The sequence below is a fragment of the Apilactobacillus xinyiensis genome, from assembly GCF_019656235.1.
In the GTDB taxonomy this organism is placed as follows: domain Bacteria; phylum Bacillota; class Bacilli; order Lactobacillales; family Lactobacillaceae; genus Apilactobacillus; species Apilactobacillus xinyiensis.
Window position 1 is genome coordinate 1 of sequence record NZ_BPLL01000001.1, and the last position, 25,792, is coordinate 25,792.

Below are 25,792 nucleotides of genomic sequence, written 5' to 3' on the forward strand. Positions count from 1 at the left end.
GATTGAATATCGAAATCATTCCATGAAATTAAATATTTAATTTAGTAATAATTGTCTAACTTTTTTAAGGCACTTCAATTAAAGTTCTCTTTTTTTAGACATTAAACCGTAATCCCTTTGGGAAAAAGTTCTTAATCGTTCCATTAACTACTTTTCCAAAGCCAGCTGATTGATTATCACAAAGTAATTGATACCAACCTTTACTTAAATCATCAGAACATTTAATAACATCACCATGTACATAATTTTTCCAATCTTCAAAACTAATATTTATCGTATGTTTAACTTGATTAGTACGTAAAGCTAATGATAAAGCATAGCTAGGCTCGAAACGATTTTTCTTAAAGGTACCTAAGTCTAATCCTGGACGCATAACCTTTAATCCCTTTAATTGTGGTATTTCATTAGGGTATGCAAATAGCTGATCACCAAATGCTAATAACCTACTAGGATTAAAGTCCAATAAATTATTTTCTCTAAACTCATTCCACAATTTTCTTTGCTCAACGGATACATTATCAATTTGTTTTTTAATTTTCTTAGGGTTACCAGTATCTTTATTAATTAATTTAGCAATAAAATGCCCTTCTCCATCAAAATGATGCGGAAATAGTCTTACTGTACCAGATAAATCATAAGACTGCTTAGAAGTCCATTTTGTGTTTCCTGAGTCCATACCATGATATTTTTTTATAGGTACAATCTCTAAGTTATAGTTATCCATTAGCCATTCAATAATTTGCTCATCTTCTTCAGGCGCAAAAGTACAAGTTGAATATATAATTTGACCACCTGGCTTTAAAGTTTTCATTGCCATTCTTAATATATCTTTTTGACGAGATGCGCATTCATCTACATATGACTGAGACCAATAATTCATCGCATCAGGATTTTTTCTAAACATCCCTTCACCTGAACAAGGTGCGTCAATAGCAATTTTGTCAAAATATTTTGGAAAGTATTTTGATATAGCTTTAGGATTTTCATTTAAGATTAGTGCATTGGTAATTCCAAATCTTTCTACATTTTCAACTAAAATTTTAGCTCTTTTTTTATCAATTTCATTAGTTACCAAAACACCACTATTTTGCATATAACTAGCAATGTGAGTAGTTTTACCACCAGGAGCTGCACATAAATCTAAAATTTTTTCACCTGGTTGAGCATTGACAACCTCTCCAACATACATAGCACTAGGCTCTTGAGAATATAGTGCTCCACTTTGATGGTCTACTGATTTACCATTAACTGAACCAAAGTATCCATATTGACAATATTCGATTGGAGCATTTAATTTTTCCGATTGTGGTAACTTTTCTTTCAATGGATTAACTCGAAAACCCTGTTTAACTGGATTGTTAAATCCTTTAAAAAAAGAATCTGCATCTTCACCCAAAAGTTTTTGGTATTTTTTAATAAATTCATTAGGAAGTTTCAATAATATAAGCTCCTTTTCTCTATTTGACTAAAAATATGTTTTTAGTTAGTATGTTAACATTATACTGCGATTTTAAGGGGGATAAAAACATCGAAAATCAAAAACTAATTGCTATCGATCTAGATGGTACTACTTTGAACAGTAATTCAAAATTAACTGACAGAACTATTAATACTATTAATAAATTAAACCAAACTCAGCACATTGTAACTATCGTAACAGGTCGCCCCACTAGATTAGTAACCGACATCTATAGACAATTAAATCTGGACACTCCTATGATTAATTTCAATGGTAGTTTAGGCTTTAATCCTATACAAAAATGGCAATATGAGTATAAATATAGTATCAAGAGAGATATTGCACTTCACTTTGCTAATAACAGTGAAAAACTAGGTATTAATCTCATCACAGCAGAAGATAAAGAATTGTTTTTAGCTAATCGTCCAGCTAAAGATGAAGCTTTAGGTTTTTTCCCAACTAAACTAAAAAGTGAAAACATTTTAAGTGAGAGTAGTCTAAAAGTTGACCCAATTTGTTTGACCTTAGAAGTGAAGCCTGAAAAAGAACAAGATTTTATAAAATACGTAAAAGATAACTTTGAAGAAGAATTACAAATTTCACCTTGGGGTGGTCCTAACAGTATTATCGAAATTGCATCCGGTGGCGTAAATAAAGTAACTGGGATTAAGAGATTAGCAGATTTTTATAATATTAAGCAAGAAGATATAATTGCCTTTGGAGATGAATTCAACGATAAATCTATGTTAGAATACGCTGGTTTCGGTGTTGCAATGAAAAACGGTCAGCCTAAAGTAAAAGCGATTGCTGATGACATAACCGAATTAGATAATGACCATGACGGTTTAGCCGATTACATTGAGAAACACTTTAAAATTTAAATACAAATAAAAAACACTATGAATTAAATTATTCTTAGTGTTTTTTTATTGATGAAATATTTGTGTAGCTTTAATAGCAGATTGCCACCCTTTATATAAATTTTCGCGACTATTTTCACTCATTTTAGGTCTAAAAACATCACTATTTGCTATAGTTGTTTTTATTTCTTCGATATCTTTCCAATATCCTACTGCTAAACCAGCTAAGAATACAACTCCTAAAGAAGTTGTTTCTGAAATAGATGCTCTTTCAATGTCAACATTTAAAATATCTGATTGAAATTGCATTAAATAATCATTTCGAGCAGCTCCACCATCTACCTTTAATGTTTTTAAATCCATATCGGTATCTGTAATCATAGTATTAACAACATCTTTAGTTTGGTAAGCTAAGGAGTCTAAAGTAGCTTTCACAAATTCTTCTCGAGTAGTACCCCTAGTTAATCCAAATACTGAACCACGAGTATCTTGATTCCAGTAAGGTGCCCCTAATCCGGTAAATGCGGGTACAACATATATATCATGGCTATCTTTAACTGATTGAGCCATTTTTTCTGACTCACTAGCATCAGAGATAATACGCATTCCATCCCTTAACCATTGAATAGCTGAACCAGCTACAAATATACTACCTTCCAAAGCATAAGTAATCTTACCATCGATTCCATAAGCAATTGTAGTTAAAAGCCCCTTGCTAGAAAGAGTTGGTTTAGATCCTGTGTTCATTACAATAAAGGCACCAGTGCCATAAGTATTTTTAATAGTACCTGGTTCAATCCCTAACTGACCAAACAAAGCAGCTTGTTGATCACCTGCAATTCCAGCAATTGGTACTTGAACGCCATAAAAAGAATATCCGGCAGTATAGCCATAAACTTCAGAAGATGATTTTACTTTAGGTAACATTGATTTAGGAATGTCTAAAAGCGATAATATCTCTTCATCCCATTTTAAATCGTTAATATTAAATAACATTGTACGACTAGCATTGGAATAATCGGTTGCATGCACGCGACCACCCGTAAGTTTCCAAAGCAACCATGTATCTATAGTTCCAAAAATCAAATCGCCAGAATTAGCTTTGGTTCTAGCTCCAGGAATATTATCCAAAATCCATTTGATTTTAGTAGCAGAAAAATAAGAATCAATTACTAACCCTGTTTTTTTATGGATAAAATCTTTATATCCCTTTTTCTTTAAATCGTTAGCAATTCCACTAGTCTGTTTAGATTGCCAAACTATCGCATGATAAATGGGTTTACCAGTATTTTTATCCCAAACGACCGTGGTTTCTCTTTGATTGGTTATACCTATCCCCCTTATTTTGTAAGGTGGAATATTAGTTTTAATCAAAGTGTCTGAAATAACCGATTGCACTGCACTCCAAATTTCATTAGCATCATGTTCAACCCATCCAGAATGCGGAAAGTATTGGTGAAATTCTTTTTGCGATTTGGCTATGATTTGGCCACTCTTATTAAAAATAATTGCACGAGCACTAGTGGTTCCTTCATCAATTGCCATTAAATATTGTTCATTATTCATAAAAATTCAATTCTTCTTTACTTCTAGTTTTCTTCGCTTTTTAATTTACCACCAACACTGTATCTATCTTTACGCATTTCATTTAAAATAACATGAATATGTTCCTCAGGAGCGCCAGTATCCTTAGAAACCACTGTGGTAATATCTTTAACTAAATTCTTTAATTGTTCTTCACTACGACCTTCGATTAAATTAACATTTATAATTGGCATAACGTAACTCCTTAATAATAAATTAATAGTTTGATTATACTTTAAAAAGGATTGCACTTCAATTTAAAAACTATTATATGTATTGTGTTATATTATATACAATTGATTAACTACTAAGAAATGAAGTGATTATTTTGAATAAATATTCTGCATGTACAAGTATTATAATCGGAAAAAAAGCATCTACTGATGGTTCAATTATGATTGGTAGAAATGAAGACTGTAAATCATCATGGCCTAAACATTTTGTTGTACATTCGGCTAAAAAATTTAAAAAAGAAAATGTGTTTAAGTCTAATGATAATGATTTTAAAATTTCATTGCCATTAACTAGATATAAATACTCAGCAACTCCAGAATGGACCACGAAGTATGGTTTATTTGAAGAAAATGGCTTTAATGAATATGGTGTTGCTATGAGTGCAACTGAAAGTGCTTATTCGAACAGCCAAGTATTAGGATATGACCCCTTAGTTAAAGATGGCATTGGTGAAGAAGCCATGGTAACGGTGGTCTTGCCATATGTAAAAACCGCTCGTGATGGTGTTAAAAGATTAGGAAATATCGTGTCTAAATACGGAACTTGTGAATCAAACGGGATTTTATTTGCTGATAAAGCAGAAGCCTGGTACATGGAAACTGGTTCTGGACATCATTGGGTAGCTAAAAAGATTCCAGATGATTCATATGCAGTTATATCTAATCAACTATCAATTGAGAACATTGATTTTAACGATAAAGAAAACTATCTTTACTCTGAAAATATTTATGATTTTGTAAATAAAAATAATTTACAAACTTCTGAAGATGATCAGTTCAATTTTAGAAACATTTTTGGCATTAGAGATGTTGACGATACAAAATACAATAATCCACGTGTCTGGTATGGTCAAAAAATGTTTAATCCCAAAATTAAGCAAGGTCCAAAAGAACATAACATGCCATTTGTTAGAAAGGCCGAAAAGTTACTTTCAATCGATGATGCACAAAGATTCTTATCTTCACACTTTGAAGGAACTAAATATGATCCCGTAGGTGATGGTGAAGAAAACGATAAAAAAATGTTTAGACCAGTAAGCTTAGCAAAAACTCAAGAGGCCCATGTTTTGCAAATACAACCTAAATTACCGACATCAATTGGATGTGTTCAATGGATTGCTATGGGAGTTGCAGCTGAAAGTACTTTCGTACCGTTTTATCAAGGGATTGATGATACTCCTGAGCAATATAAAAAAGGTGAAATTAATTATGACCCTAATTCAGCGTATTGGATATTTAAATTAGCTGGAGTTTTAGTAGATGCTCATTATAAATATTTCATATCAGATTTAGAAGATCTACAAAAAGAAATGAAAATCTTAATCAGACAAAACATGATTAAGATTGAACATCAATATAAAAATAAAAATAACGCATGGTTAACTGAAAAAAATAACAAATTAGCTGAAAAAATACTGCAAGAATATCAGAAGTTTGCATATCGCATAATATCAAAATCTACTGATTTTTCACCTTTAAATTATAAGCAAAATTTAGATTTATAAAGTAAAAAAAGGAATCAACATTAAATGTTGATTCCTTTTTTAATAGTTTATTAACGACGACGTGATTCTTTAATACGTGCAGCCTTACCACTACGGTCACGTAAGTAGTAAAGTTTAGAACGACGAACACTACCACGACGAATTACAGTAATGCTAGCAATTCTTGGTGAATGTAATGGGAAAATACGTTCCACACCAACACCAGAACTAATCTTACGTACAGTGTAAGTAGCTTGAATACCTGTACCATGACGTTTAATTACAACACCTTCAAAGTTTTGAAGACGTTCATTCTTACCTTCAACAACCTTAACAGCAACACGAACAGTGTCACCAGCTCTAAATTCAGGAACATCATTCTTTAATTGTTCCTTGTTAATCTTTGCGATTAAATTATTTTGACGCATAACGAAATCTTCCTTTCAACTAGCATTCATGTCTAAATAAAATCCAACAGCGGAATACCGTTTTTTTTAGCTTCAATAAGCCGTTAATAATACTAACATAGAGATGTTAGGTTGTAAAGTTTAATTATTATTTTCTTCTTCAATCCTAACATCAGCTAATAATGATTTTTGAGTATCCGTTAATTTTTGGTGATCAATTAAATCCGGTCTTCTTAGATACGTTTTTCTAAGTGCTTCTTTTTGTCTCCACAAATCAATTTTTTGATGATTACCACTAATTAAAACTGGTGGTACTTTACGCCCTCTAAAGTCAGCAGGTCTAGTATACTGTGGATATTCTAGTAAACCACTAGAATAAGAATCACCTGGAGCAGATTCTTTATTACCTAAAACTCCTGAGAGTAATCGAACTGTAGAATCAATCATGACCATTGCAGGCAGCTCTCCACCAGTTAATACAAAATCACCTAAAGAATATTCATCAGTAACTAATTCTTTGATACGTTCATCATATCCTTCATAATGACCACAAATAAAAGTTAAGTGATCTTCTTTGGATAATTTTTCTGCTTCTTTCTGATTGAAAGTTTTACCTGCTGGATCTAAAAGAATAACTTTACCTCTGCTGATTCCTTGCTCAGAAGCCCTTTTTTCTACATGTTCTAAAGCATCAAAAATTGGTTGTGGCTGCAATAGCATACCTGCACCGCCACCAAATGGATAATCATCAACATTATTATGTTTATTAGTTGAAAAATCTCTAAAATTAGTAATATCAATATCCAATAAACCTTTATCCACTGCTTTACCAACTATAGAATCACCCAAGGGTCCCTTAAACATATCTGGAAATAGGCTTAAGACATCAATTTTCATCATCTAAGCCCTCCATTAACTCTACAATTATCTGGTTATTATCTAAATCAACCTTTTTAATAACTTGATCAATTTTAGGCAATAATAAATCTTTCTTATTTTCTCTGCCAACTACCCAAACATCATTAGGTCCTAATGACATAATATCTTTAATTTGTCCTAAATGAGTATTATCAAGGTCATATACATCCAAACCAATTATTTGGTGGTAATAATATTCACCAGGTTTTAAATCGTCTGTAGATAACTCATTTTCTGAAATTTTTAATTGTGAAGGTTTTAAATATTCAATATCATTAATGCTAGGTTTACCCTTAAAATGAAGTAATATGAAGTTCTTATGTTTTCTAACTCCGTCAATTTCTAATTTTTCACTACTGCCATCGTTCAAAAAAGCATAAACTACGTTACCAATTTTAAATCGTTTTTCAGGAAAATCTGTTACTGAATTAACTCTGACTTCACCATTTAAACCTTGAGTATTAACAATTTTACCTATATTATAAAAATTCATTACACCACTACTCCTAACTAAAATAAAAGAACTCTTAAATAAAACCCAAAGGTTTAATTTAAGAGTTCTTATTTTTACTATCTTCGATAACTAACCTTACCTTTTTATTTCCCGAAACGCGAGCACTATAGACAATTGTTCTAATTGTCTGAGCTATGTGTCCCTTTTTACCAATGACTCTACCAACATCTTTGACATTAGTATGCAAATGATATTCATAAAAACGGCTTGATTCACTATGAGAAATAGTAACATCATCTGGATGTTTTACCAGTGGTTTTACAATTGTTTTAATAAGCTCATCAAAATTAGTCATAAACAACACTTATCACTTATTTTTTAGCGTATTTAGCTTCGTGATATTTCTTCATGATACCAGCTTCAGATAATAAGTTACGAACAGTATCTGAAGGTTGAGCACCTTTGTTTAACCAGTTGAAAATATCTTCTTCTTGAAGGTTAACAGTGCTTGGTTGAGTTAAAGGATTGTAAGTACCAACCTTTTCAATGAAACGACCGTCACGAGGACTACGTGAGTCAGCAACTACAACACGGTAGAAAGGACGTTTCTTTGAACCCATACGTTTCAAGCGAATTTTAACAGACACATTGAACACCTCCTGTATATTTATTAACGATAACTAATATAACAGTTATTTTAGTGCTTGTAAAGGTTTTTTTCTTTACACCATTAAATTATTCCTAAAATCAGTTACTTAAAATTGCGTAACAATAAATCTTTTGCTGATATTTCTAAGAAAGCATTATTTTTTACAACAAAATTATGCACAGAAGCATAGTCATCAAAATTTAATTTACTATCAACAATTTCAGCATCATATATACACTTAGCTAATTCTAAATCATTTACATTAATTCTACGTTTATAAATAGGATTTGCATCGTATATATCATCCCAATTATCTCTTAAGATGGAAATTGCTAATTTTATTGCCGATTTATTATTTAAAGCCGTATCAATTAAATGAGGATCTAGTAATTTACTCATAATAAACCTCCTTTATAAGAATTGATCATGTACAGAAATAGCTTTACCAATAATTTTATGATTCAAAGAAAAATTGTTCATTGGTTCAGTCAATACCCAAAATGTATTAAAGCAACGGTATTGATGAACGTCTTTTTCTCCCTTGCCATCAGTCAAAATAACTGAAACATCTAACTCTTTACTATTATCATGCAAAAAATTAAAAATAGTCTGAAATGTAGTTCCACCACTACCAAATTTTTCAAATCTTACTTGATTATAATTATTTAAATTGTATGCATTAAATAAATCTACTTTGGTATCAAAAGGATAAACAAAAATTGGAAAGTTGTATTTTTTTAAAAACTGTTGCAATTGTTGCAGCAAAAAACTTAATTCATTGTTTGTCATCGATCCAGAATTATCAATAAAGATATTTATATTATGTGCATAATTAGTAATCTTTCCTGGTAAATCCATTCGATAAGGTTGCCTACGATTAAATCTAGAATACGACGTCTGACTGCCGAAGTTAATATTACCATTGCCTAATTTAAAAAAAGAATTCCAATCTATCTTTGATTTAGAATGGGTAGTTTGATTTTGTATAAACAATTTTAAATTATTATCAATAACACCCCTATGTTTAATACTTGTTGCAGAAATAGCGTCTTCAACTAAATTCTTTATCGTAGCAGTTTTAATTAAGTTGTCATCATAACTATGTTGCCAACCACTATGATCGTCATTGATATTTTTTCGTTTATTATTTTGTGAATTAGACTGACCTATTGAATCAAAAAATTTACTTTTCATTAATAATGATACATATTGGCTTGAATCAGCCATGTGTGGCAAATTCAAATTATATTTAAAATTAATCTTATCAATTGAAATAACATTTGATGGAACATCATCAATATATTGATTAATTGCAAGGTCGCATGCAATGTCCGTTATTACATTGGGAGCGTTGTATCTAATTGGGTGAAACCATGCTATGTGTAAAGATAAATGTTTTAATAAAAAGATAAGCGTTCTTTCATTTTTAATTTCATGCTTAAATCTCTCAGGATTAAAAGCTAGATTTATATTATTATGATGCCAAATTAAACCCATAGCATGAGTTATTTGATAATCACACACCTTGGGTAATTGAATTAATAAGTTAGCATAAAATGAATTATCAGTATTCAACATTTTAATAATTTCATGATTAATAATGCTATGAACATTATTCTCCAACTCATCATTATTATTTAAATAAAATAGTGCTTTGTCTAAATCCATTTAAATCACCTAAATTCAATAAATGCTATTTTCTGAATTTTTTGATATAAGTTCACATATTCATTAGCATGCGTATTCTGACATGTTTCAAAAAGATAGTTAATAAAATTAGTTTCATTATTGATTTTCAATACTAACGCATATTGACCATCTAAGCTGACTAAATCAATTAGAGATAACAGTTTATAAGCTAATTGTTCAGTTAATAGCTTTTCTAAATCAATTTTATGCAATAAATTAAATAATATCTTGCTTTTAGAAGCTTCATTTAAATTTTTAAACTTAACTGTTAAGTCATTAACACTTTCGTTTAGTATATCTTCTACACTCAATAGTTTTAGATGTGTGTTTAAAAAATTGCAAAAATCATTAGCGATGAGGGCACCTAAGTCACCGGATACAATTTCTAATACCAATTTATAATTGTCTAACAAATTTGTTTGTTCTAATTGAATCAAATTATCTGATACTCGTTTCCATGCTCTAGGAGTTGGATGTAAGTCTTCATCGTTATTTTTAAGTAGCATCTCTGGATTGGCTTTTAAATACTGAATAATCAATGGATAAACACCATCTTTAATAGCCCATTGCAACCACTCATCTACATTAGTACCCATTATAATTCGAGTGGTACGATCCTTAATCGCATCATCACTGTATGAAACACTATAATTACTATTACTAAATCCGCTCATTGTTGAATCCGGGTTTTCCGCAATAATAATTTTAACTTGCTTAGGTAATTTCAAGGAATGAATTTGTCGTTGTAATACTACATTCATTAACTCACTTTGTACGGCTTGACTACCACGATTAAATTCATCTAAAAACCAATAAATGTCCTGTTTAGGATGTGATTGCGCATAATTAATAATTTCAATCAAAGTATGTGAATATCCAAATTGAACATCAGCCAATTTACCATAGTCTCTAGTCTGAATAAATGAATCACTAGTTAGTGGCGGAACCGGAATCGATAAATCACCTTTTTCTGACAAACTGACTACTGTAGTAAATAATCTAGCACTATTTTGTTTAGCTAAATCTTTTACTAAAGCAGATTTACCAATTCCAGCATTTCCTACAATACTAGGAACATTATTTCCACTAAGTACTATTTTTACAGCTTTTAAAGTTTCATTATAAGTTAAACTCATAGACTAACCTCCATTTAAGGAATTGTAAAAAAGGTCTGATTACTAATTAGTTTAGTAATCAAACCCTTTAAAATTCTATTTACGACGTTTTTTATTACGACGACGTTTGTTTTTACGCATCTTTCTACTCATACGTTTCATAGCCAATTGAGACATTTTACCGCCTAAGCCTGAACCCATACCACTTTGACCTAGCATATTTTCCATTCCAGACATATTTCCGTTAGACATTTTATTCATCATTTTTTTCATAGAATTAAATTGTTTAATCATACGGTTTACTTCTTGAACGGGTCTTCCAGAACCTCTAGAAATACGACGTCTTCTAGATGGATTTAATACATCTGGATTGGTTCTTTCTTCATTAGTCATAGAATAAATAATTGCTTTAATATGTTCTAAGTCCTTAGGATCCATGTTAACGTTTTTCAAAGCAGGATTATTAGCCATTCCAGGAATCATTTTTATAATATCCTCTAATGGCCCCATCTTTTGAATTTGTTGCAATTGATCTAAAAAGTCATCAAAGTCAAAAGTATTCTCACGCATTTTTTCGGTTAACTTTTGCGCTTGCTTTTCATCATAATCTTGTTGAGTTTTTTCAATTAATGAAAGAATGTCTCCCATTCCTAAGATTCGAGAAGCCATTCTATCTGGGTGAAAGACATCTAAAGCGGTCATCTTTTCACCTTGACCAACAAATTTAATTGGTTTATTTGTAACATCACGAATAGATAGAGCAGCTCCACCTCTAGTATCACCATCTAGCTTAGTTAAAACAACCCCAGTGATATCTAAAGCATCATTAAAACCTTCTGCAGTTTCAACCGCATTTTGACCAGTCATAGCATCTACAACTAACAGAATTTCATCAGGTTTAGCATATGCTTTAATATCTTTTAACTCATCCATTAGTTTTTCATCAATTTGTAAACGACCAGCCGTATCAATAAGCACATAGTCATTATGGTTTTCTTTAGCTTGAGCTAAACCAGCCTTAACAATGTCTAATGGTTCGATATCTGTTCCCATTTGAAAGACAGGTACTTCAATTTGTTTACCCACCTGTTCTAATTGATCAATTGCGGCAGGTCGATATATATCCGCAGCAATCATAAGTGGTCTAGCATTTTCTTCTTTTTTCAATTTTAAAGCTAATTTACCAGCAGTAGTGGTTTTACCAGCACCTTGTAAACCAGCCATCATAATTATTGTGGGTATTTTTTCTGATTTATTTAAAGGAACATCAGTTTCACCCATAGTTTTAGTTAATTCTTCATTAACAATCTTCACAATTTGTTGGGCTGGATTTAACCCTTCTAAAACATCTGCGCCTTTGGCTCTTTCTCTGATGTTTTTAACGAATTTTCTAACCACTGTAAAATTAACATCGGCTTCTAACAATGCTAAACGAATTTCTCGCATTGTTTCTCTTAAATCAGATTCTGAAACCTTTCCTTTACCTCTTAAAGAACGCATCGCTTTTTGCAGTCTTTCAGTTAAGCCTTCAAAAGCCATTCAATTCACCACTTTCAAATTTCTTCTATATTTTCTAAACTGTCTACTAACTCCAATAATTTATCATCATTAGAATACTTAGCATTTACATAATCTCTAATCGCGTCAGTTTTTTTGTTTCTAATAACAAAATTACTATAGAGATGTAGTTCTTTTTCATAATTTTCTAAAATAACTTCAGTTCTACGGATATTATCATAAACCGCTTGTCTACTAACGTCAAAGTCTTCCGAAATTTCTCCCAATGAATAATCGTCTGCATAGTAAAGTTGCATATAATTTCTTTGCTTTTTAGTTAATAGCGGACGATAAAATTCAAAAAGTGAATTAATTCGATAATTTTTTTCTATTTCCATAGACTCTCCTAATGATTAAAATTAATTAACTAAATCCTTAAACAAGCCATATACATATTCACTAGGATTGAATTTGCTTAGATCAGTTACTTTTTCACCTAATCCAACATATTTAACAGGTAAATGCAATTCATTACGAATAGCTAGAATGATTCCACCCTTAGCAGTTCCATCTAATTTAGTTAATACAATTCCAGTAACATTAGTAACTTCTTTAAATAGTTTAGCTTGATTAAGTGCATTTTGACCAGTGGTTGCATCTAAAGTTAATAGCACCTCATGTGGTGCTTCAGGAATTTCCCTGGTTAAAACTTTTTTCATCTTAGCTAATTCATTCATTAAATTAACTTTATTTTGCAAACGACCAGCAGTATCAACAAATAGAACATCGTAATTATCTTTTTGTGCTTTTTGAACCGCTTCATATACTACTGCTGCTGGATCACTACCTTCTTCTTTTTTAACGATGTCCACACCGTCTCTTTGAGCCCATACATTAAGTTGTTGAATTGCTCCAGCTCTAAAAGTATCGGCAGCAGCTAACAGTACCTTCTTGCCCTGATCTTTGTATAGTTTAGCCATTTTACCAATAGTAGTAGTTTTACCAACTCCATTAACCCCAACAAACATGATGACACTTAAACCGTCATTGACTAAGTTAATGTTATTATTTTCTCCGTTACCAGCTTCATCATAAATATCAATCATCTTTTTAACAATCACATTTTTAACTGTTTCAGAATCTTTAGCATTTTGTAGTTTAACTTCATCACGCAACTCATCTGTTAATTTTACAGCCATATCAAAACCAACATCCGACTCAATCAAAGTATCTTCTAAATCTTCAAAGAAGTCTTCATCTACGCTTCTAAAGTTAGCAAATAAACGGTTTAACTTATCCATAAAAGAAGAACGAGTCTTTTTTAACCCTTTGTCATATTTATCTTCTTCATTTTCATTATCGGATTCAATATTGTTTTCTTCATCTTCCAATGAAACATCATTCGCATTTTCAAAATCATCATTTGTAGATTCAGATTCTTGATTTTCTTCAGATACATTAGTTTCAACTTGCTCTGGTTGTTCTAAGTTATTGGCTTTTTCATCATTATTGTCTATTTTTGACTCTTTAGTCTTAGTATCGTCTAAGTTTGAATCTGCATATTCTACAACTGTTTCAGCATTAGAATCTACTTCTTCATGATGATTTTCTATTTCTGATTCTTCACTTTGTTCATTGATAACATTATCTTCACTAGAATCGGTTTTATTATCTTTAATTTCTGATGAATTTACATCACCATTAAAATCATTAGATTGACTAGCATTATTTAATTCATCATCAGATTCATTACGGGTTTTTTCACCATCTGAGTTAGATTGAGCATGCTCTTCTACTTTGTTTTTTTTCTTTTTCCTTTTAAATATATCAAATAATCCCATTAATTAATTCTCCTTTTTAGAAACTATCTTATCGAAGTTTACTGAAACTAGCTTAGAAATTCCAGAATCTTGCATTGTAATACCACTTAAAGTATCGGCATACATCATCGTTTCTTTTCGATGCGTAATTACTATAAATTGAGTTTCTTGTTTCAACTTACATATATATTTAGCAAATCTATCAACGTTACTAGAATCTAAAAATGATTCAGCTTCGTCTAAAATACAAAATGGTACCGGTTTAACTCTAAGAACTGCAAAAAGTAAAGATATTGCTGCTAGAGATTTTTCACCACCCGAAAGTAAATTAATATTCCGATATTTTTTACCTGGTGGTTGAACCATGATATCAATCCCAGTATTTAATATATCATCTGGGTCAGTCAACAACAATTTAGCTTTTCCACCACCAAAAATGTCTTGAAAAACTTTTTTGAATGAATCATTTAAATTATCAAAACTATATTTAAAACGATTTACAACCTCTTTATCAATTTGTGCCATCGTTTTTTCTAATTGATTTTGAGAAGATTTTAAATCGTCAGATTGTTGTGTTAAAAACTCTAAACGTTCCGAAACATTTTTATATTCTTGAATTGATTGTATATTTACTGAACCCATTTGCTTTAAAGAGGATTCTAAATAATCAACTTTATGATTTAACTTTTGCAAATCAATGGCTTCAAGGTTATGTTCTGCTTCTGGCGTAAAATTATATTCTGATTGTAATTTTTGTTTTATATTAAATAAATCATTCTTTAATGTATTATTTTTCAACTTTAACTTGTTCAAATTAATGCTTTTATTTAAAACTTTATCATTAATTTTACTTAATTTATTTTTTTCTAACTCAATTTTATGGTTAAAATCATCTACAGAATTATCAAGTTTTTTAAGCTTACTATTAACTTCTTTTATTTGATCAACAATATGCTTTAACTTTTCTTCACTGTTATTATTAATAACACTATTACTAATTTTTTTATCTAATTTATTTTTGCTATTATCAACTGTAATCATCTTATTATTAATAGTTTCTAGTTGATTAGTTAAATCTTTTCGTTGTAATTCATAATTAGCGGATTTTTCGTTATATAACAAAATTTTTGAATTCATATCATTGATACAAGTCTGAACTTTTTTACGTTCTTCACTTAAATCATTTAAATTTTTTTCATAATTTACTAACACTATTTTATTGTCATTAATTTGATTTTCATAATCATCAATTATAGAAACATTATATTCATTTGAATCATTTAAATCTTGACTAAGTCTTTTTATAGTTAAATTGTCAGCTCTTAAATCTCGATTAAAGTTATTAATTTTGTCAATAACATTGTCAATTTTTGATTTTACTTTAATGGATTTTTTGCTATTTTCATCTAAAACATTTTTTAGACTTTGTATCGATTTTTCAGCTTTTTTAATATTTAAATCTAAAGTTTCAATCTTTTTTTCATAGTCTAACATTTTGTTATTAGCATTTTTAAACTGTTTTTGAACTAAAATGATTTTTTGCTTTAAGTCCAGCAAACTACTTTTTTCATGTTTAAAAACACCACCAGTAATCGAACCACCGGCATTAACAATTTCACCATGTAAAGTAACTACTTTGTATCTATAATTAACTAACTTACTAATTTTTACTGCTGTTTCTAAGTTTTCAGCAACTAGTATATTGCCTAATAAATATTTTTTTACTTTTTGCAAAGAACTAGGCATCGAAATTAACTCATCAGCAACTCCGACGTATCCTAAGGTGTTACTTAGCTTATTTAAATTGCTATCGTCAATGCTATGCTTTATTAACTCATTTTTAGGCAAAAAAGTAGTTCGACCTAATTTATTTTTAGCCAAGAATGCGATTGCATTCTTGGCATCGTTACTACTTTCAACGATAATATGCTTCATTTTATTACCTAAAGCAGTATTTATAGCTTTTAAGTATTTAGAATCAATATCTATAAAATCCACTACTATTCCAATAATCCCTGATAAATTATTCTCAGCCAAATACTTAGCAATATTTGTTAAATGATTATTATTAGATTTTAGATTATCTAATTGCGATTTTTTACTCTGAAAATCTTTGATTGAATCATACCATTTGCTTTTAGTAACGTTTAAAGCATGCTTATTTTCTACAATCATATCTTGTAATAAATTAATTTTTTTGCTTCTTAAATCAATTTCATTAGAATATGCATCATCGGCCTTTTTATATAAATTAAGTTGATTATTTAAAATATTAATTTGATTTTTAGTATTAATCAAAGATTGATTTTTTTCAGATAACATTTGTTCAGTCTTTTTACGGTCTTTACTCAAATAATCAAACTTATTTTTAGCATTGGAAAGCTTACTAATTAAGTCTAATTGTAAGTTTTTAAATTTATTTTGTTTTTGATTAATTGATTTAATTTGAAAATCTAAATGGTTTAAAGTGTTTTGTTGAGATTTTAGATCAATATTTTCATTAAAATGCTTTATCTCTTTACTTAGTTTTTGATTAGTATTTAATTTATTTATTATTTTTGTTTTTTCTTTTTTTAAATTAGTTAAAGTAACCTTAAACTCTTGGAGTTGTCGATTATTAAACAAAATCTCTTGTTGAGATAAATTATTTTTACCAGTAATAATCTCTTGTTGTTTAGTTAATTCAATCAATTTTGCTTGCAAAAGCTTACGATTAGTATTTTTATCAACAACTGATTTTTCAAAATCATTTAAATTGGTATGACTGGTTTTTATAGTACCTTTTAAAATATCTATTGAGTCATTAGTTGTAGATATCTCTAGCTGCAAATTGTTAATGTCCGATAAACTTTTATGATAACTATAAATTAACTTTGATTTGTTTAAAGAACCTAATTGCTGCTTTAGTTGTAGATATTGATTAGCTTTGTCTTTTTGCTCGTTTAGTGAATTTACCTGTACTTTTAATTCATGAATAATATCATTAATTCTAATTAGATTACGATTATTTTCATCTAATTTAGCATTCGTTTCTTGCTTTTGATTTTTATATTTATAAATTCCAGCTAGTGTTTCAACAATATAACGCCTATCTTCAGGTTTACTATTGAAAATATTTTCAACGTTTCCTTGCGAAATGATTGAAAAAGAACCTTGGCCTATTCCTGAATCCATAAAAAGATTATTAATATCTTTTAAACGACAAATTTTATTATTAATATAATAATTACTTTCACCATTTTTAAATATTTCTCTAGCAATGGACAATTCCGTATAGTCAATATTAATGTAATGATCTGAATTATCAAAAGTTAACTTAACTATGGCACGATTCAATGAATTATGCCCTGCGGAACCTGAAAAGATAATATCTGGCATTTTTTCACCACGTAAGTTTTTAGCTGATTTCTCACCTAAAACCCATCTAATAGCTTCAATAATATTACTTTTTCCACTACCATTAGGCCCAACAATTTCAGTTAAGCCTTCATGAAAACTAAATTTCGTTTTTTGAGCAAAAGATTTAAATCCGGTTAACTCAAGCGATTCTAGTTTCACAATGATTGCTCCATTCTAACTATAAATATTTCTTTAAGGCTACTTTAGCAGCCCCTTGTTCAGCGTTCTTTTTAGAGTGACCAGTTCCTACACCACATTCATCCCCATCAATACTTACTGATACTTTAAACTTACGATCGTTATCAGGACCATTTTCATCTAATAAATGATATTCAATGTCAACCGGACCATGTTGTTGAGCTAACTCTTGTAGTTCCGTTTTATGATCAAAGAACTCATCAAACCATCCTTGATCAAGCTTAGGAAAAATAACTTGATGACAGAATCTAATAACTGGTTCCATTCCTTGATCTAAGTAAACAGCACCAATAAATGATTCAAAAATATCACATAATAGTGAGTCACGTTCTCTAGCATGAGCTTTTTCTTCACCTTTACCTAATCGAATGTATTTATCAAAATGACATTCTCGAGCAAAACTGCTAAAACTATGTTCATTTACCATAGCCGCTCTTAATCTTGTCAATCTACCTTGTGGTAATTTAGGATAACGTTTAAAAATATATTCTGAAACAACTAACTCGTACACTGCATCACCTAAAAATTCAATTCTTTCGTAAAATTTCAAATTTTCTTTGGGGTGTTCATTAACATATGAAGCTTGCGTAAAAGCTTCATCTAAAAGGCTTTCATCATTAAATTTTATATCAAATTTATCTTTTAATAACTTATCAAATTCTGCGTCCAAGTTCTATTATCCTCCAAATTATGTTCTATGAATAAAAAGCGATTACCATCTAGTAATCGCTTTTCTGTTATTTATTATCTGAATGCGAAACAACAAAATCAGCGGCTTCATTAATTGTTTGAATGTTTTCAGCAGCTTCATCAGAAATTTCCGCACCAAATTCATTTTCTAGTGCTAAAACAAATTCTACAAAATCAATTGAATCAGCATCTAAATCGTTTTGAAAATTAAGATTACCATTAACTTTATCACGATCAACGCTAAATTGTTCAGCAACCATATCACAAATTTTATTTAAAACTTCTTCTTTTGTCATAATGAATTCCTCGCTATATCATATTTTATTTATAACATAATTATATCAAATTTTAGTTGTTTTTGGCATCACGTTTAATATCATCCATTTGTTGTGAATGTGCGTCGAAATATTCAACAACATCGTCAATAATATGCGAATCAATCATAGTTTTTATTTGATAAATAGTATTCTTAATTGTATTAGCTTTACTACTACCATGTGCTTTAATTACTGGAGCCTTAGTTCCCATTAAAACAGCACCACCATATTGAGAATAGTCCATTTCTTTTGCAATTTTTTTGAATGTTGGTTTAAGCATTAAAGCACCTAACTTAGACTTAACACCACCTTGCATAATTTCACCCTTGATTAACTCTAAAACAGAAAGTGCAGTCCCTTCAATAGCTTTTAAAGCAGCATTACCAGTAAATCCATCTGTAATGACTACATCAGCCGCTCCATTAAGTAATTCTCTAGATTCAACATTTCCAATAAAGTTTAAATCCTTATTTTTAGCAAATAGTTCATTGGCAGCCTTATGCAACTTGTCACCTTTATCAGCTTCAGTTCCGTTATTTAACAAACCAATTCTAGGATTATCAATATGACGAACGTTTTCAGCATAGTACTTACCCATAAATGCATATTGATATAGGTTAAATAGTTTAGATTCCGCATTAGCTCCAACGTCTAGCATAACAAAATTATCATGTTCTGGATCATTGACAATTGGTAAAGTAGTTGCTAAACCAGGGCGATCAATTCCTTTAATTCTTCCAATAATAAACAACCCTGCTGCTAAAATTGCACCAGTATTACCAGCTGAGAAAAACGCATCCGCTTTTTTATCTTTAACAGCTTGTGCAGCCATGTCTAAACTAGAGTTTTTCTTTTTCATAACTGCTTTAACTGGCTCTTCTCCCATTTCAATAACTTCATCTGCTTGTACTAACTCAATTCTTTCATTACTTTGTAGCAATGGTTTAATTTTATCAACTTGACCATATAATTGAAATTGAATGTCTTTGTAAGCATCCCTAGCTTGTTCTACCCCTTTAACAACTTCGTTTGGAGCATAGTCTCCTCCCATGGCATCAATTGCAATTTTCATTTTAAAAACCCTTTCTAATCTAAAATTTTTTCTGATAAGCTTGTTTGAATAAAGCTAGCTAATTCTTTATTTTCTTTAATATTTTCCCAATTTTTAGTAGAAACTATTTGAATAGCTTCTTGTTGAGCAATATTTAGCATTATAACATCACTAACAGGATCTCCAACCTTAAATTGGGGTATTCCTGATTGTTTATTACCAATTACATCTCCAGGACCTCTTAATTCTAAGTCCTTTTGTGAAATAATAAATCCATTGTTATTATCAACCATAACATTCATTCGTTTGGCACCTAATTCATTTTTAGGATCAGCTACTAATATACAATATGACTGACTATTTCCTCGACCTACACGACCTCTTAACTGATGTAATTGAGCTAATCCAAAATGTTCAGCATCAAATATAATCATGACAGTAGCATTAGAAACGTCTACTCCAACTTCAATTACCGTAGTTGATACCAAAATTTGAAAGTCATTATGCTTAAAGCTATTCATTACTAAATTTTTTTCAGCATCTTTCATTTTACCATGCAAAACACCAACTTTATATTTAGGTTGAAATATATCAGCAAACTGTTGATATATTTGTTCAGCATTTCGCATATTAACTGCATCTGAATCTTCAATCAAAGGTGTAACGATGTATATTTGCTCATGTTTTTGTAATCTTTCATACACGAATGGTAAGATTGATTTAAATTGATTGTTACGTATCCAAGTAGTTTTAATAGGCATTCTGCCCTTAGGCAACTCATCTATAATTGAAACATCCATTTCACCATATGCAGTAATAGCCAACGTTCGTGGAATTGGTGTAGCTGTCATAGATAGCACATTGGGACTTTTACCTTTATTACGCAGCTGTTTTCTCTGATTAACACCAAATCGATGCTGTTCATCAATAATTATCAATCCTAAATTATTGTAGATAACTTTTTCTTGAATTAGAGCATGCGTACCAATTAACAAATCAATATCTCCATTAACCAAACCATCTAATAAAGAAATTTTAGGCTTAGGTTTAGTATTCCCAGTTAACAAGGCTACATTTATTCCTAACGGTTCAAATAATTTAGCTAGTTTATTAGCATGTTGTTCAGCCAAAACTTCTGTTGGAACCATTAAAGCTACTTGATAACCACTAGTAATTGCAGCATAAATAGCTGTAGCAGCTACAATTGTTTTACCTGAACCCACATCCCCCTGCAAAAGCCTATTCATTTGTTTACTGTCACGCATGTCAAATAATATTTCTTTAACAACCTTTGTCTGTGAACCTGTTAATTGAAACGGTAAATGATTAATAAACTTTTTTACAGTATGTTCATCATAGTCAATTTGAATTCCATGATTAAAATCTAATTTTTTAATGCTTTGCAATTTCATCTGAAATAAAAAGAATTCATTAAATTTTGCTGTTCTCAAAGCTAAAAAAGTTTCTTGCTTTGTTCTGGGAAAGTGCATCCACCTAATCACATCAATTAAATTCAATAATTTATATTTTTCAATAATTTTGGATGGAATTAAATTGTGAATTAGGTCTTTATATTCTTCAAAAGCCAATTTAATTAACTTAACAATTTCTTTTTGACTAATATTTTTATTAGTAGAATAAATCGGTTGCATTGAATTAAATTTTTCATACCTAGAAAGCAGTTTAATTCCTGAAAGTGATTTTTTAACTAAATTAAACTTACCATAAACTAAAATTTCTTCACCAATTTGAATGCGTTTTTTTAACCATGGTTGATTAAAAAAACTAACTGGAACAACGTCATTATCTAATAACAATCGTAGATTTAATATATTTTTCTTTCTGCCAAAAAAATTAAGTCGTGGTTCTAATGCTACCTTACCTTTTAAGATAACCTTTTCTTGATCTTTTATCTCATTAATTGGTTTTATTTGTAAGTTTTCATATCTAAAGGGAAAATAATTTAAAAGATTATTAATGTCATATATACCTAGTTGATTCAAGTATTGGGCTTTCTTGGGACCAACACCTGGTAAGACTGATACTAAATCAGTAAGACTTTTCAAAAATAGTTCCCCCTTAAATAAACAATACATAAAATAAAAACCGGAGATCACTCTCCGATTTTTTATTCAACTGAAATCAAAAATGGATAAACCGGTTGCCCACCATCATGAATTTCTATTTCCAAATCTTCATCCAAAGCTTGAACAGCTTCTTTAATTTGGTTAGCTGTAGCTAAATCACCTTGTTGACCATAGATAATGGTAACAATCTCACTATCTTCATCTAGCATGGTATTTACCATGTCAGTAGCAGTTTTAATTAATTCTTTACCGTTAACTTCAATTTTACCGTCAACAATTCCCATAAAATCATCTTTTTTAATCGATAGATTATTAATTGTAGTATCTCTAACTGCATTAGTAATTTCACCACTTTTAACTGTATCTAACATTTCTTCCATAACTTTACAGTTTTCATCAGCGGATTGTTCAGGATTAAAGGATATTATGGCCGTCATCCCTTGAGCTAAAGTTTTACTGTGAACTATTTTAGTTGGAATATCAGAAACTTTAGCCGCCTCTTCTGCTGCCATAAAAATATTTCCATTATTAGGTAATAAAATAGCAGATTTAGCATTACTTTGATTTATCGCATTTAGCAAGTCTTCTGTACTAGGATTCATTGTTTGACCACCTTTAATTAAGTCAGTGGCACCTAAACTCTTAAAGAGTTCTCCTAATCCATCGCCTGAAGTAACTGCTATAATAGCTACATCTTTAGGTGAATTGTCATGTTCTGATGAATTATCATCTTGTTCAATAATATCCTCTTGTTGCATACGCATATTATCAACTTTAATATTAGATAAGTCACCAAATTTTTGAGCCCAGGACAAGATTTTTCCAGGAAATTCAGTATGAATATGTACCTTTACAATCTCGTCGTCATTAATAACTAATAATGAATCGCCCAATTTACTTAAATAGTCATAAAAGAAATCGTAGTCAAAATCATGTTCAACTTGCTTTCCTTTACCAATTCTAACCATAACTTGTGTACAATATCCATAAACTATATCATTAGGATCTAATTTACCCTGAACACTTTCCTTACCCTGTTCATGGCTAGCATCAATCATTTCATTCATTTCATGATTATTTGGTTGATGGGGTTCATCATTAATGTTAAATCGATTATTTAATACATCAGCAAAGGCTTTAATAACAAAAACTAGCCCTTGACCACCAGAGTCTACTACTCCAACTTGTTTCAAAACTGGCAATAGTTCTGTAGTAGAATTTAAGGCTAATTCAGCAGATTCATAGCATTTATCCATTAATACAGCCACATCTTCAGTATCATTGTTACAATCTTTTGCAGCTTGCGCAATTCCCTTAATAACAGTTAAAATAGTTCCTTCAGTTGGTTTCATAACTGATCCATAAGCAACTTTAGCGCTATTTAAGAAAGCCTTTGTTACATCATTAACTGTAAGAACTTCTTTGTCTTCTACAGATTTAGAAAAACCTCTAAATATCTGTGACAAAATAACTCCTGAATTACCTCTAGCACCCATTAATAATCCTTTAGCTAAAGATTGTGCTAATTCACCAACAGCATTACCTTGATTTTTGGCAACATAACTCGCACCACTTGAAAAAGACATGCTCATATTGGTACCGGTATCGCCATCTGGTACCGGAAAAACATTAAGTGAATTAATAAAATCCATATTTTGTTTTAAATTATGAGCAGCAGCTTGAACCATTTTATTAAATTCAATATTAGTTATCTGCTTAACTACCAATTATAAGTCCTCCAATTATTCGTTAATAACTTTTACACCTTGAACCACAACGTTAACGGCACTAGCTTTAATGCCTAACATAGTTTCTAAATTATATTTTACTTTTGATTGAACACTACGGCTTACTTCAGATATTTTTATACCATATATAACTATTACATTAACTTCAATGAATATTTCATTATCATGGTTTTGCTTAACGACTACACCTTTAGAATAATTATCTTTACCTAAAATAACGTTTACATTGTCTCTAATTTGATTCTTACTAGCCATACCTACGATTCCATAATTGTTAGTAACCGCAGCTCCAACAACTGTAGATATAACATCGTTCTTAATATCAACAATTCCATATTTAGTTTTAATTTTAACAGCCATATAATTAAGCCTCCTTAAATTAGAAGATCTACGCAGTATCGGTATATAATATTACCACAACATCAAAAAAAGCTAAAGTATTGATACTACAATAATTGTAAAGGTGTCAAGTATAATTACTTGAAAGAAAAATATTGCAAAATCACAATTAGTATGCTAAATTATTAGAGTGAGATTTAATATAAAAGCAGCGCTTTTTAAGCAATAAGATTACAAAGGAGGAATTTACCAATGGCTAAAGATTTCATTAACGGTAAAAGAACTCATTATGGTAACAAACGTTCCCATGCTTTGAATTCTTCACGTCGTAGCTGGAAGCCAAACTTACAAAAAGTTCGTATTTTAGTTGACGGAAAACCTAAGAAAGTTTGGGTTAGTGCCCGTACATTAAAATCAGGTAAAGTAACACGTGCCTAATTTAATTTAAACAAAAAAGACTCGATTTTTTAAATCGGGTCTTTTTTTGTTTAGTCTTTACTTTGAATAACACACATCATACCATTATCAAATGAAAAATGACCAATATCACCTAAAAACTCATTGCTAGAAAATGAAATTGGATGATTAACATGAAAGTTATTCAGTGTGTACTTTTCATCATTCAATGTCAAATTCATTTCAGTTAATGGGATAAAAGCTAAATATTTTTTGTCTAATATTTTATGCAAAGTATATTGACCAGGTAAAAAATATCTAATGTCATTTTGAGTATCAATAATTCTAACTTTTGGTGCAATATTTTTAAATTCATCCGACAAAAACATCAAAAAATTAGCAAAAAAATGGTCCAAACGACCACCAGTTGCACCATAAACATTAATAAAGTCAGCATGTAAACTTTCATTAGCAATCTTGATACCTAATTGAGAATCTGTATAATCCTTTACTGGATTAAAATAGCGTATATCTTTAACTTTAGAACGAACCTTTTCTAATTCATCTGCTTTTAATGAATCAAAGTCTCCAATCGCAATTGACGGAATAATTCCATTTTCTATTAATCTAAGGCTGCCGCGGTCAACACCTATCCACTCAGCATCAACTTCATTTAGCATCAAATTTTTTGGTAATAAATCAGTTGGACCGCCTAATAAAACATTTACTACTCTCATAATTATTTAGTAGCTTGTTTAATAGCTTCAATTCTTTCAGAAGGATTATCAGCATTAAATACATATGAACCAGCTACGGCTACTGTGGCACCAGCCTCATATGCTGATTTTACAGTTTCGTTATTAACTCCTCCATCAATTTCAATATCAAAGTTATAACCATTTTCTTTCTTTAGGTCATCCAATTGCTTAATTTTTTTAACAGTTTCAGGCAAGAATTTTTGACCGCCAAATCCAGGGTTTACTGTCATAACAAGAACTTGATCAACCATATAAAGTACTGGTTTAATTGCTTCAACAGGAGTACCTGGGTTAATAACAACTTCAGCTTTTACGCCTTTATTTTTAATCATTTGAAGCGCTCTGTGAATGTGTGGAGTAGCTTCAACATGAACACCAATTAAATCAGCACCTGCATCAGCAAAATCGTTAATATATCTTTCTGGATTTTGAACCATCATATGCACATCTAAGATCAAATTAGAAATAGGACGAATAGCCTTAACCCAACCTGGACCGTATGAAATGGCTGGTACAAATGAACCATCCATAATATCAATATGTAGATATTCTGAATCCTTTTCTATTTTTTCAATATCTCTTTGTAAATTTACATAATCGGCACTTAAAATTGATGGAGCTAATTTTATCATGTTTAATT

26 protein-coding genes are annotated in these 25,792 nt (G+C 30.3%); 3 read left to right on the top strand and 23 right to left on the bottom strand.

All coding sequences use genetic code 11. From position 1 onward, the window contains the following. Positions 1 to 94 precede the first annotated feature (94 nt). A complete protein-coding gene (locus K5Q11_RS00005) occupies positions 95 to 1,438 on the bottom strand; it encodes an RsmF rRNA methyltransferase first C-terminal domain-containing protein (protein WP_220750780.1) in 1,344 nt (447 codons plus the stop codon). Between the two features lie 35 nt (positions 1,439 to 1,473). On the opposite strand from K5Q11_RS00005, the gene K5Q11_RS00010 reads away from it, so the two are divergent. Beyond that, positions 1,474 to 2,340: a Cof-type HAD-IIB family hydrolase gene (locus tag K5Q11_RS00010; RefSeq protein WP_251067884.1), complete on the top strand. Its 867-nt coding sequence runs from the start codon at positions 1,474 to 1,476 to the stop codon at positions 2,338 to 2,340. A 45-nt stretch (positions 2,341 to 2,385) separates the two neighbouring features. Here the strand turns inward: K5Q11_RS00010 and glpK are convergent, their stop codons facing one another. Both glpK and thmT read right to left on the bottom strand, forming a co-directional pair. Further along, positions 2,386 to 3,885 (bottom strand): glycerol kinase GlpK, encoded by a 1,500-nt coding sequence (gene glpK / locus K5Q11_RS00015; RefSeq protein ID WP_220750781.1) that lies wholly within the window; start codon positions 3,883 to 3,885, stop codon positions 2,386 to 2,388. Positions 3,886 to 3,908: 23 nt separating this feature from the next. Next, positions 3,909 to 4,124 (bottom strand): 2-hydroxymuconate tautomerase, encoded by a 216-nt coding sequence (thmT, locus tag K5Q11_RS00020; protein ID WP_285289035.1) that lies wholly within the window; start codon positions 4,122 to 4,124, stop codon positions 3,909 to 3,911. 98 nt (positions 4,125 to 4,222) lie between these two features. Here thmT and K5Q11_RS00025 point away from each other — a divergent pair, with 98 nt between their 5' ends. Further along, on the top strand, positions 4,223 to 5,641 hold the full coding sequence (locus tag K5Q11_RS00025; RefSeq protein WP_220750782.1) for a C69 family dipeptidase: 1,419 nt from the start codon (positions 4,223 to 4,225) through the stop codon (positions 5,639 to 5,641). Between the two features lie 50 nt (positions 5,642 to 5,691). On the opposite strand, the gene rplS is transcribed toward K5Q11_RS00025, so the two are convergent. The 18 genes from rplS to K5Q11_RS00115 all read right to left on the bottom strand — a co-directional run bounded on the left by rplS (position 5,692) and on the right by K5Q11_RS00115 (position 24,019). Then, positions 5,692 to 6,048 carry a 50S ribosomal protein L19 gene (gene rplS / locus K5Q11_RS00030; protein WP_220727994.1) on the bottom strand — a complete coding sequence of 119 codons (357 nt, stop codon included), beginning with the start codon at positions 6,046 to 6,048 and terminating at the stop codon, positions 5,692 to 5,694. 120 nt (positions 6,049 to 6,168) lie between these two features. After that, entirely contained in the window at positions 6,169 to 6,924 is a 756-nt protein-coding gene (gene trmD / locus K5Q11_RS00035; RefSeq protein WP_220750871.1) for a tRNA (guanosine(37)-N1)-methyltransferase TrmD, read from the bottom strand. Continuing rightward, positions 6,914 to 7,438: a ribosome maturation factor RimM gene (rimM, locus tag K5Q11_RS00040; RefSeq protein ID WP_220750783.1), complete on the bottom strand. Its 525-nt coding sequence runs from the start codon at positions 7,436 to 7,438 to the stop codon at positions 6,914 to 6,916. The genes trmD and rimM overlap by 11 nt, the downstream gene beginning before the upstream one ends. A 58-nt stretch (positions 7,439 to 7,496) precedes the next feature. Then, the gene (locus K5Q11_RS00045) at positions 7,497 to 7,754 is read right to left on the bottom strand and encodes a KH domain-containing protein (RefSeq protein WP_056966364.1); all 258 of its coding nucleotides are present in this window, start codon (positions 7,752 to 7,754) and stop codon (positions 7,497 to 7,499) included. Between the two features lie 16 nt (positions 7,755 to 7,770). Further along, a complete protein-coding gene (gene rpsP / locus K5Q11_RS00050) occupies positions 7,771 to 8,046 on the bottom strand; it encodes a 30S ribosomal protein S16 (RefSeq protein ID WP_056966365.1) in 276 nt (91 codons plus the stop codon). A 104-nt stretch (positions 8,047 to 8,150) separates the two neighbouring features. Beyond that, positions 8,151 to 8,447, bottom strand: coding sequence for a hypothetical protein (locus K5Q11_RS00055; protein ID WP_220750784.1), 297 nt, complete (start codon positions 8,445 to 8,447; stop codon positions 8,151 to 8,153). A gap of 12 nt (positions 8,448 to 8,459) precedes the next feature. Next, complete coding sequence (locus K5Q11_RS00060) at positions 8,460 to 9,716, bottom strand: VWA-like domain-containing protein (protein WP_220750785.1); 1,257 nt, start codon at positions 9,714 to 9,716, stop codon at positions 8,460 to 8,462. A 5-nt stretch (positions 9,717 to 9,721) separates the two neighbouring features. Further along, on the bottom strand, positions 9,722 to 10,873 hold the full coding sequence (locus K5Q11_RS00065) for an ATP-binding protein (protein ID WP_220750786.1): 1,152 nt from the start codon (positions 10,871 to 10,873) through the stop codon (positions 9,722 to 9,724). 75 nt (positions 10,874 to 10,948) lie between these two features. Beyond that, the gene (gene ffh / locus K5Q11_RS00070; RefSeq protein WP_220727999.1) at positions 10,949 to 12,391 is read right to left on the bottom strand and encodes a signal recognition particle protein; all 1,443 of its coding nucleotides are present in this window, start codon (positions 12,389 to 12,391) and stop codon (positions 10,949 to 10,951) included. A 14-nt stretch (positions 12,392 to 12,405) separates the two neighbouring features. Beyond that, positions 12,406 to 12,747, bottom strand: coding sequence for a putative DNA-binding protein (locus tag K5Q11_RS00075; protein ID WP_220728000.1), 342 nt, complete (start codon positions 12,745 to 12,747; stop codon positions 12,406 to 12,408). A gap of 21 nt (positions 12,748 to 12,768) precedes the next feature. Beyond that, positions 12,769 to 14,190 (bottom strand): signal recognition particle-docking protein FtsY, encoded by a 1,422-nt coding sequence (gene ftsY, locus K5Q11_RS00080; protein WP_220750787.1) that lies wholly within the window; start codon positions 14,188 to 14,190, stop codon positions 12,769 to 12,771. A 3-nt stretch (positions 14,191 to 14,193) separates the two neighbouring features. After that, positions 14,194 to 17,727, bottom strand: a complete 3,534-nt coding sequence (gene smc / locus K5Q11_RS00085; RefSeq protein ID WP_220750788.1) for a chromosome segregation protein SMC — start codon at positions 17,725 to 17,727, stop codon at positions 14,194 to 14,196. A 19-nt stretch (positions 17,728 to 17,746) separates the two neighbouring features. Continuing rightward, on the bottom strand, positions 17,747 to 18,436 hold the full coding sequence (rnc, locus tag K5Q11_RS00090) for a ribonuclease III (protein ID WP_220728003.1): 690 nt from the start codon (positions 18,434 to 18,436) through the stop codon (positions 17,747 to 17,749). A gap of 67 nt (positions 18,437 to 18,503) precedes the next feature. Further along, the gene (gene acpP / locus K5Q11_RS00095) at positions 18,504 to 18,752 is read right to left on the bottom strand and encodes an acyl carrier protein (RefSeq protein ID WP_220728004.1); all 249 of its coding nucleotides are present in this window, start codon (positions 18,750 to 18,752) and stop codon (positions 18,504 to 18,506) included. Between the two features lie 52 nt (positions 18,753 to 18,804). Then, positions 18,805 to 19,845 carry a phosphate acyltransferase PlsX gene (gene plsX, locus K5Q11_RS00100; protein ID WP_220750789.1) on the bottom strand — a complete coding sequence of 347 codons (1,041 nt, stop codon included), beginning with the start codon at positions 19,843 to 19,845 and terminating at the stop codon, positions 18,805 to 18,807. A 14-nt stretch (positions 19,846 to 19,859) separates the two neighbouring features. Then, the gene (gene recG, locus K5Q11_RS00105; RefSeq protein WP_373311466.1) at positions 19,860 to 21,890 is read right to left on the bottom strand and encodes an ATP-dependent DNA helicase RecG; all 2,031 of its coding nucleotides are present in this window, start codon (positions 21,888 to 21,890) and stop codon (positions 19,860 to 19,862) included. Between the two features lie 62 nt (positions 21,891 to 21,952). Next, positions 21,953 to 23,638 (bottom strand): DAK2 domain-containing protein, encoded by a 1,686-nt coding sequence (gene fakA / locus K5Q11_RS00110; protein ID WP_220750791.1) that lies wholly within the window; start codon positions 23,636 to 23,638, stop codon positions 21,953 to 21,955. Positions 23,639 to 23,653: 15 nt separating this feature from the next. After that, on the bottom strand, positions 23,654 to 24,019 hold the full coding sequence (locus K5Q11_RS00115; RefSeq protein WP_220728008.1) for an Asp23/Gls24 family envelope stress response protein: 366 nt from the start codon (positions 24,017 to 24,019) through the stop codon (positions 23,654 to 23,656). Between the two features lie 231 nt (positions 24,020 to 24,250). On the opposite strand from K5Q11_RS00115, the gene rpmB reads away from it, so the two are divergent. Further along, positions 24,251 to 24,436: a 50S ribosomal protein L28 gene (gene rpmB / locus K5Q11_RS00120; protein ID WP_034531080.1), complete on the top strand. Its 186-nt coding sequence runs from the start codon at positions 24,251 to 24,253 to the stop codon at positions 24,434 to 24,436. A gap of 50 nt (positions 24,437 to 24,486) precedes the next feature. Here rpmB and K5Q11_RS00125 read toward each other — a convergent pair whose 3' ends face one another. Both K5Q11_RS00125 and rpe read right to left on the bottom strand, forming a co-directional pair. Next, positions 24,487 to 25,131: a thiamine diphosphokinase gene (locus tag K5Q11_RS00125; RefSeq protein ID WP_220750792.1), complete on the bottom strand. Its 645-nt coding sequence runs from the start codon at positions 25,129 to 25,131 to the stop codon at positions 24,487 to 24,489. Positions 25,132 to 25,133: 2 nt separating this feature from the next. After that, the gene (gene rpe / locus K5Q11_RS00130) at positions 25,134 to 25,784 is read right to left on the bottom strand and encodes a ribulose-phosphate 3-epimerase (RefSeq protein WP_220728010.1); all 651 of its coding nucleotides are present in this window, start codon (positions 25,782 to 25,784) and stop codon (positions 25,134 to 25,136) included. Positions 25,785 to 25,792: the final 8 nt, after the last annotated feature.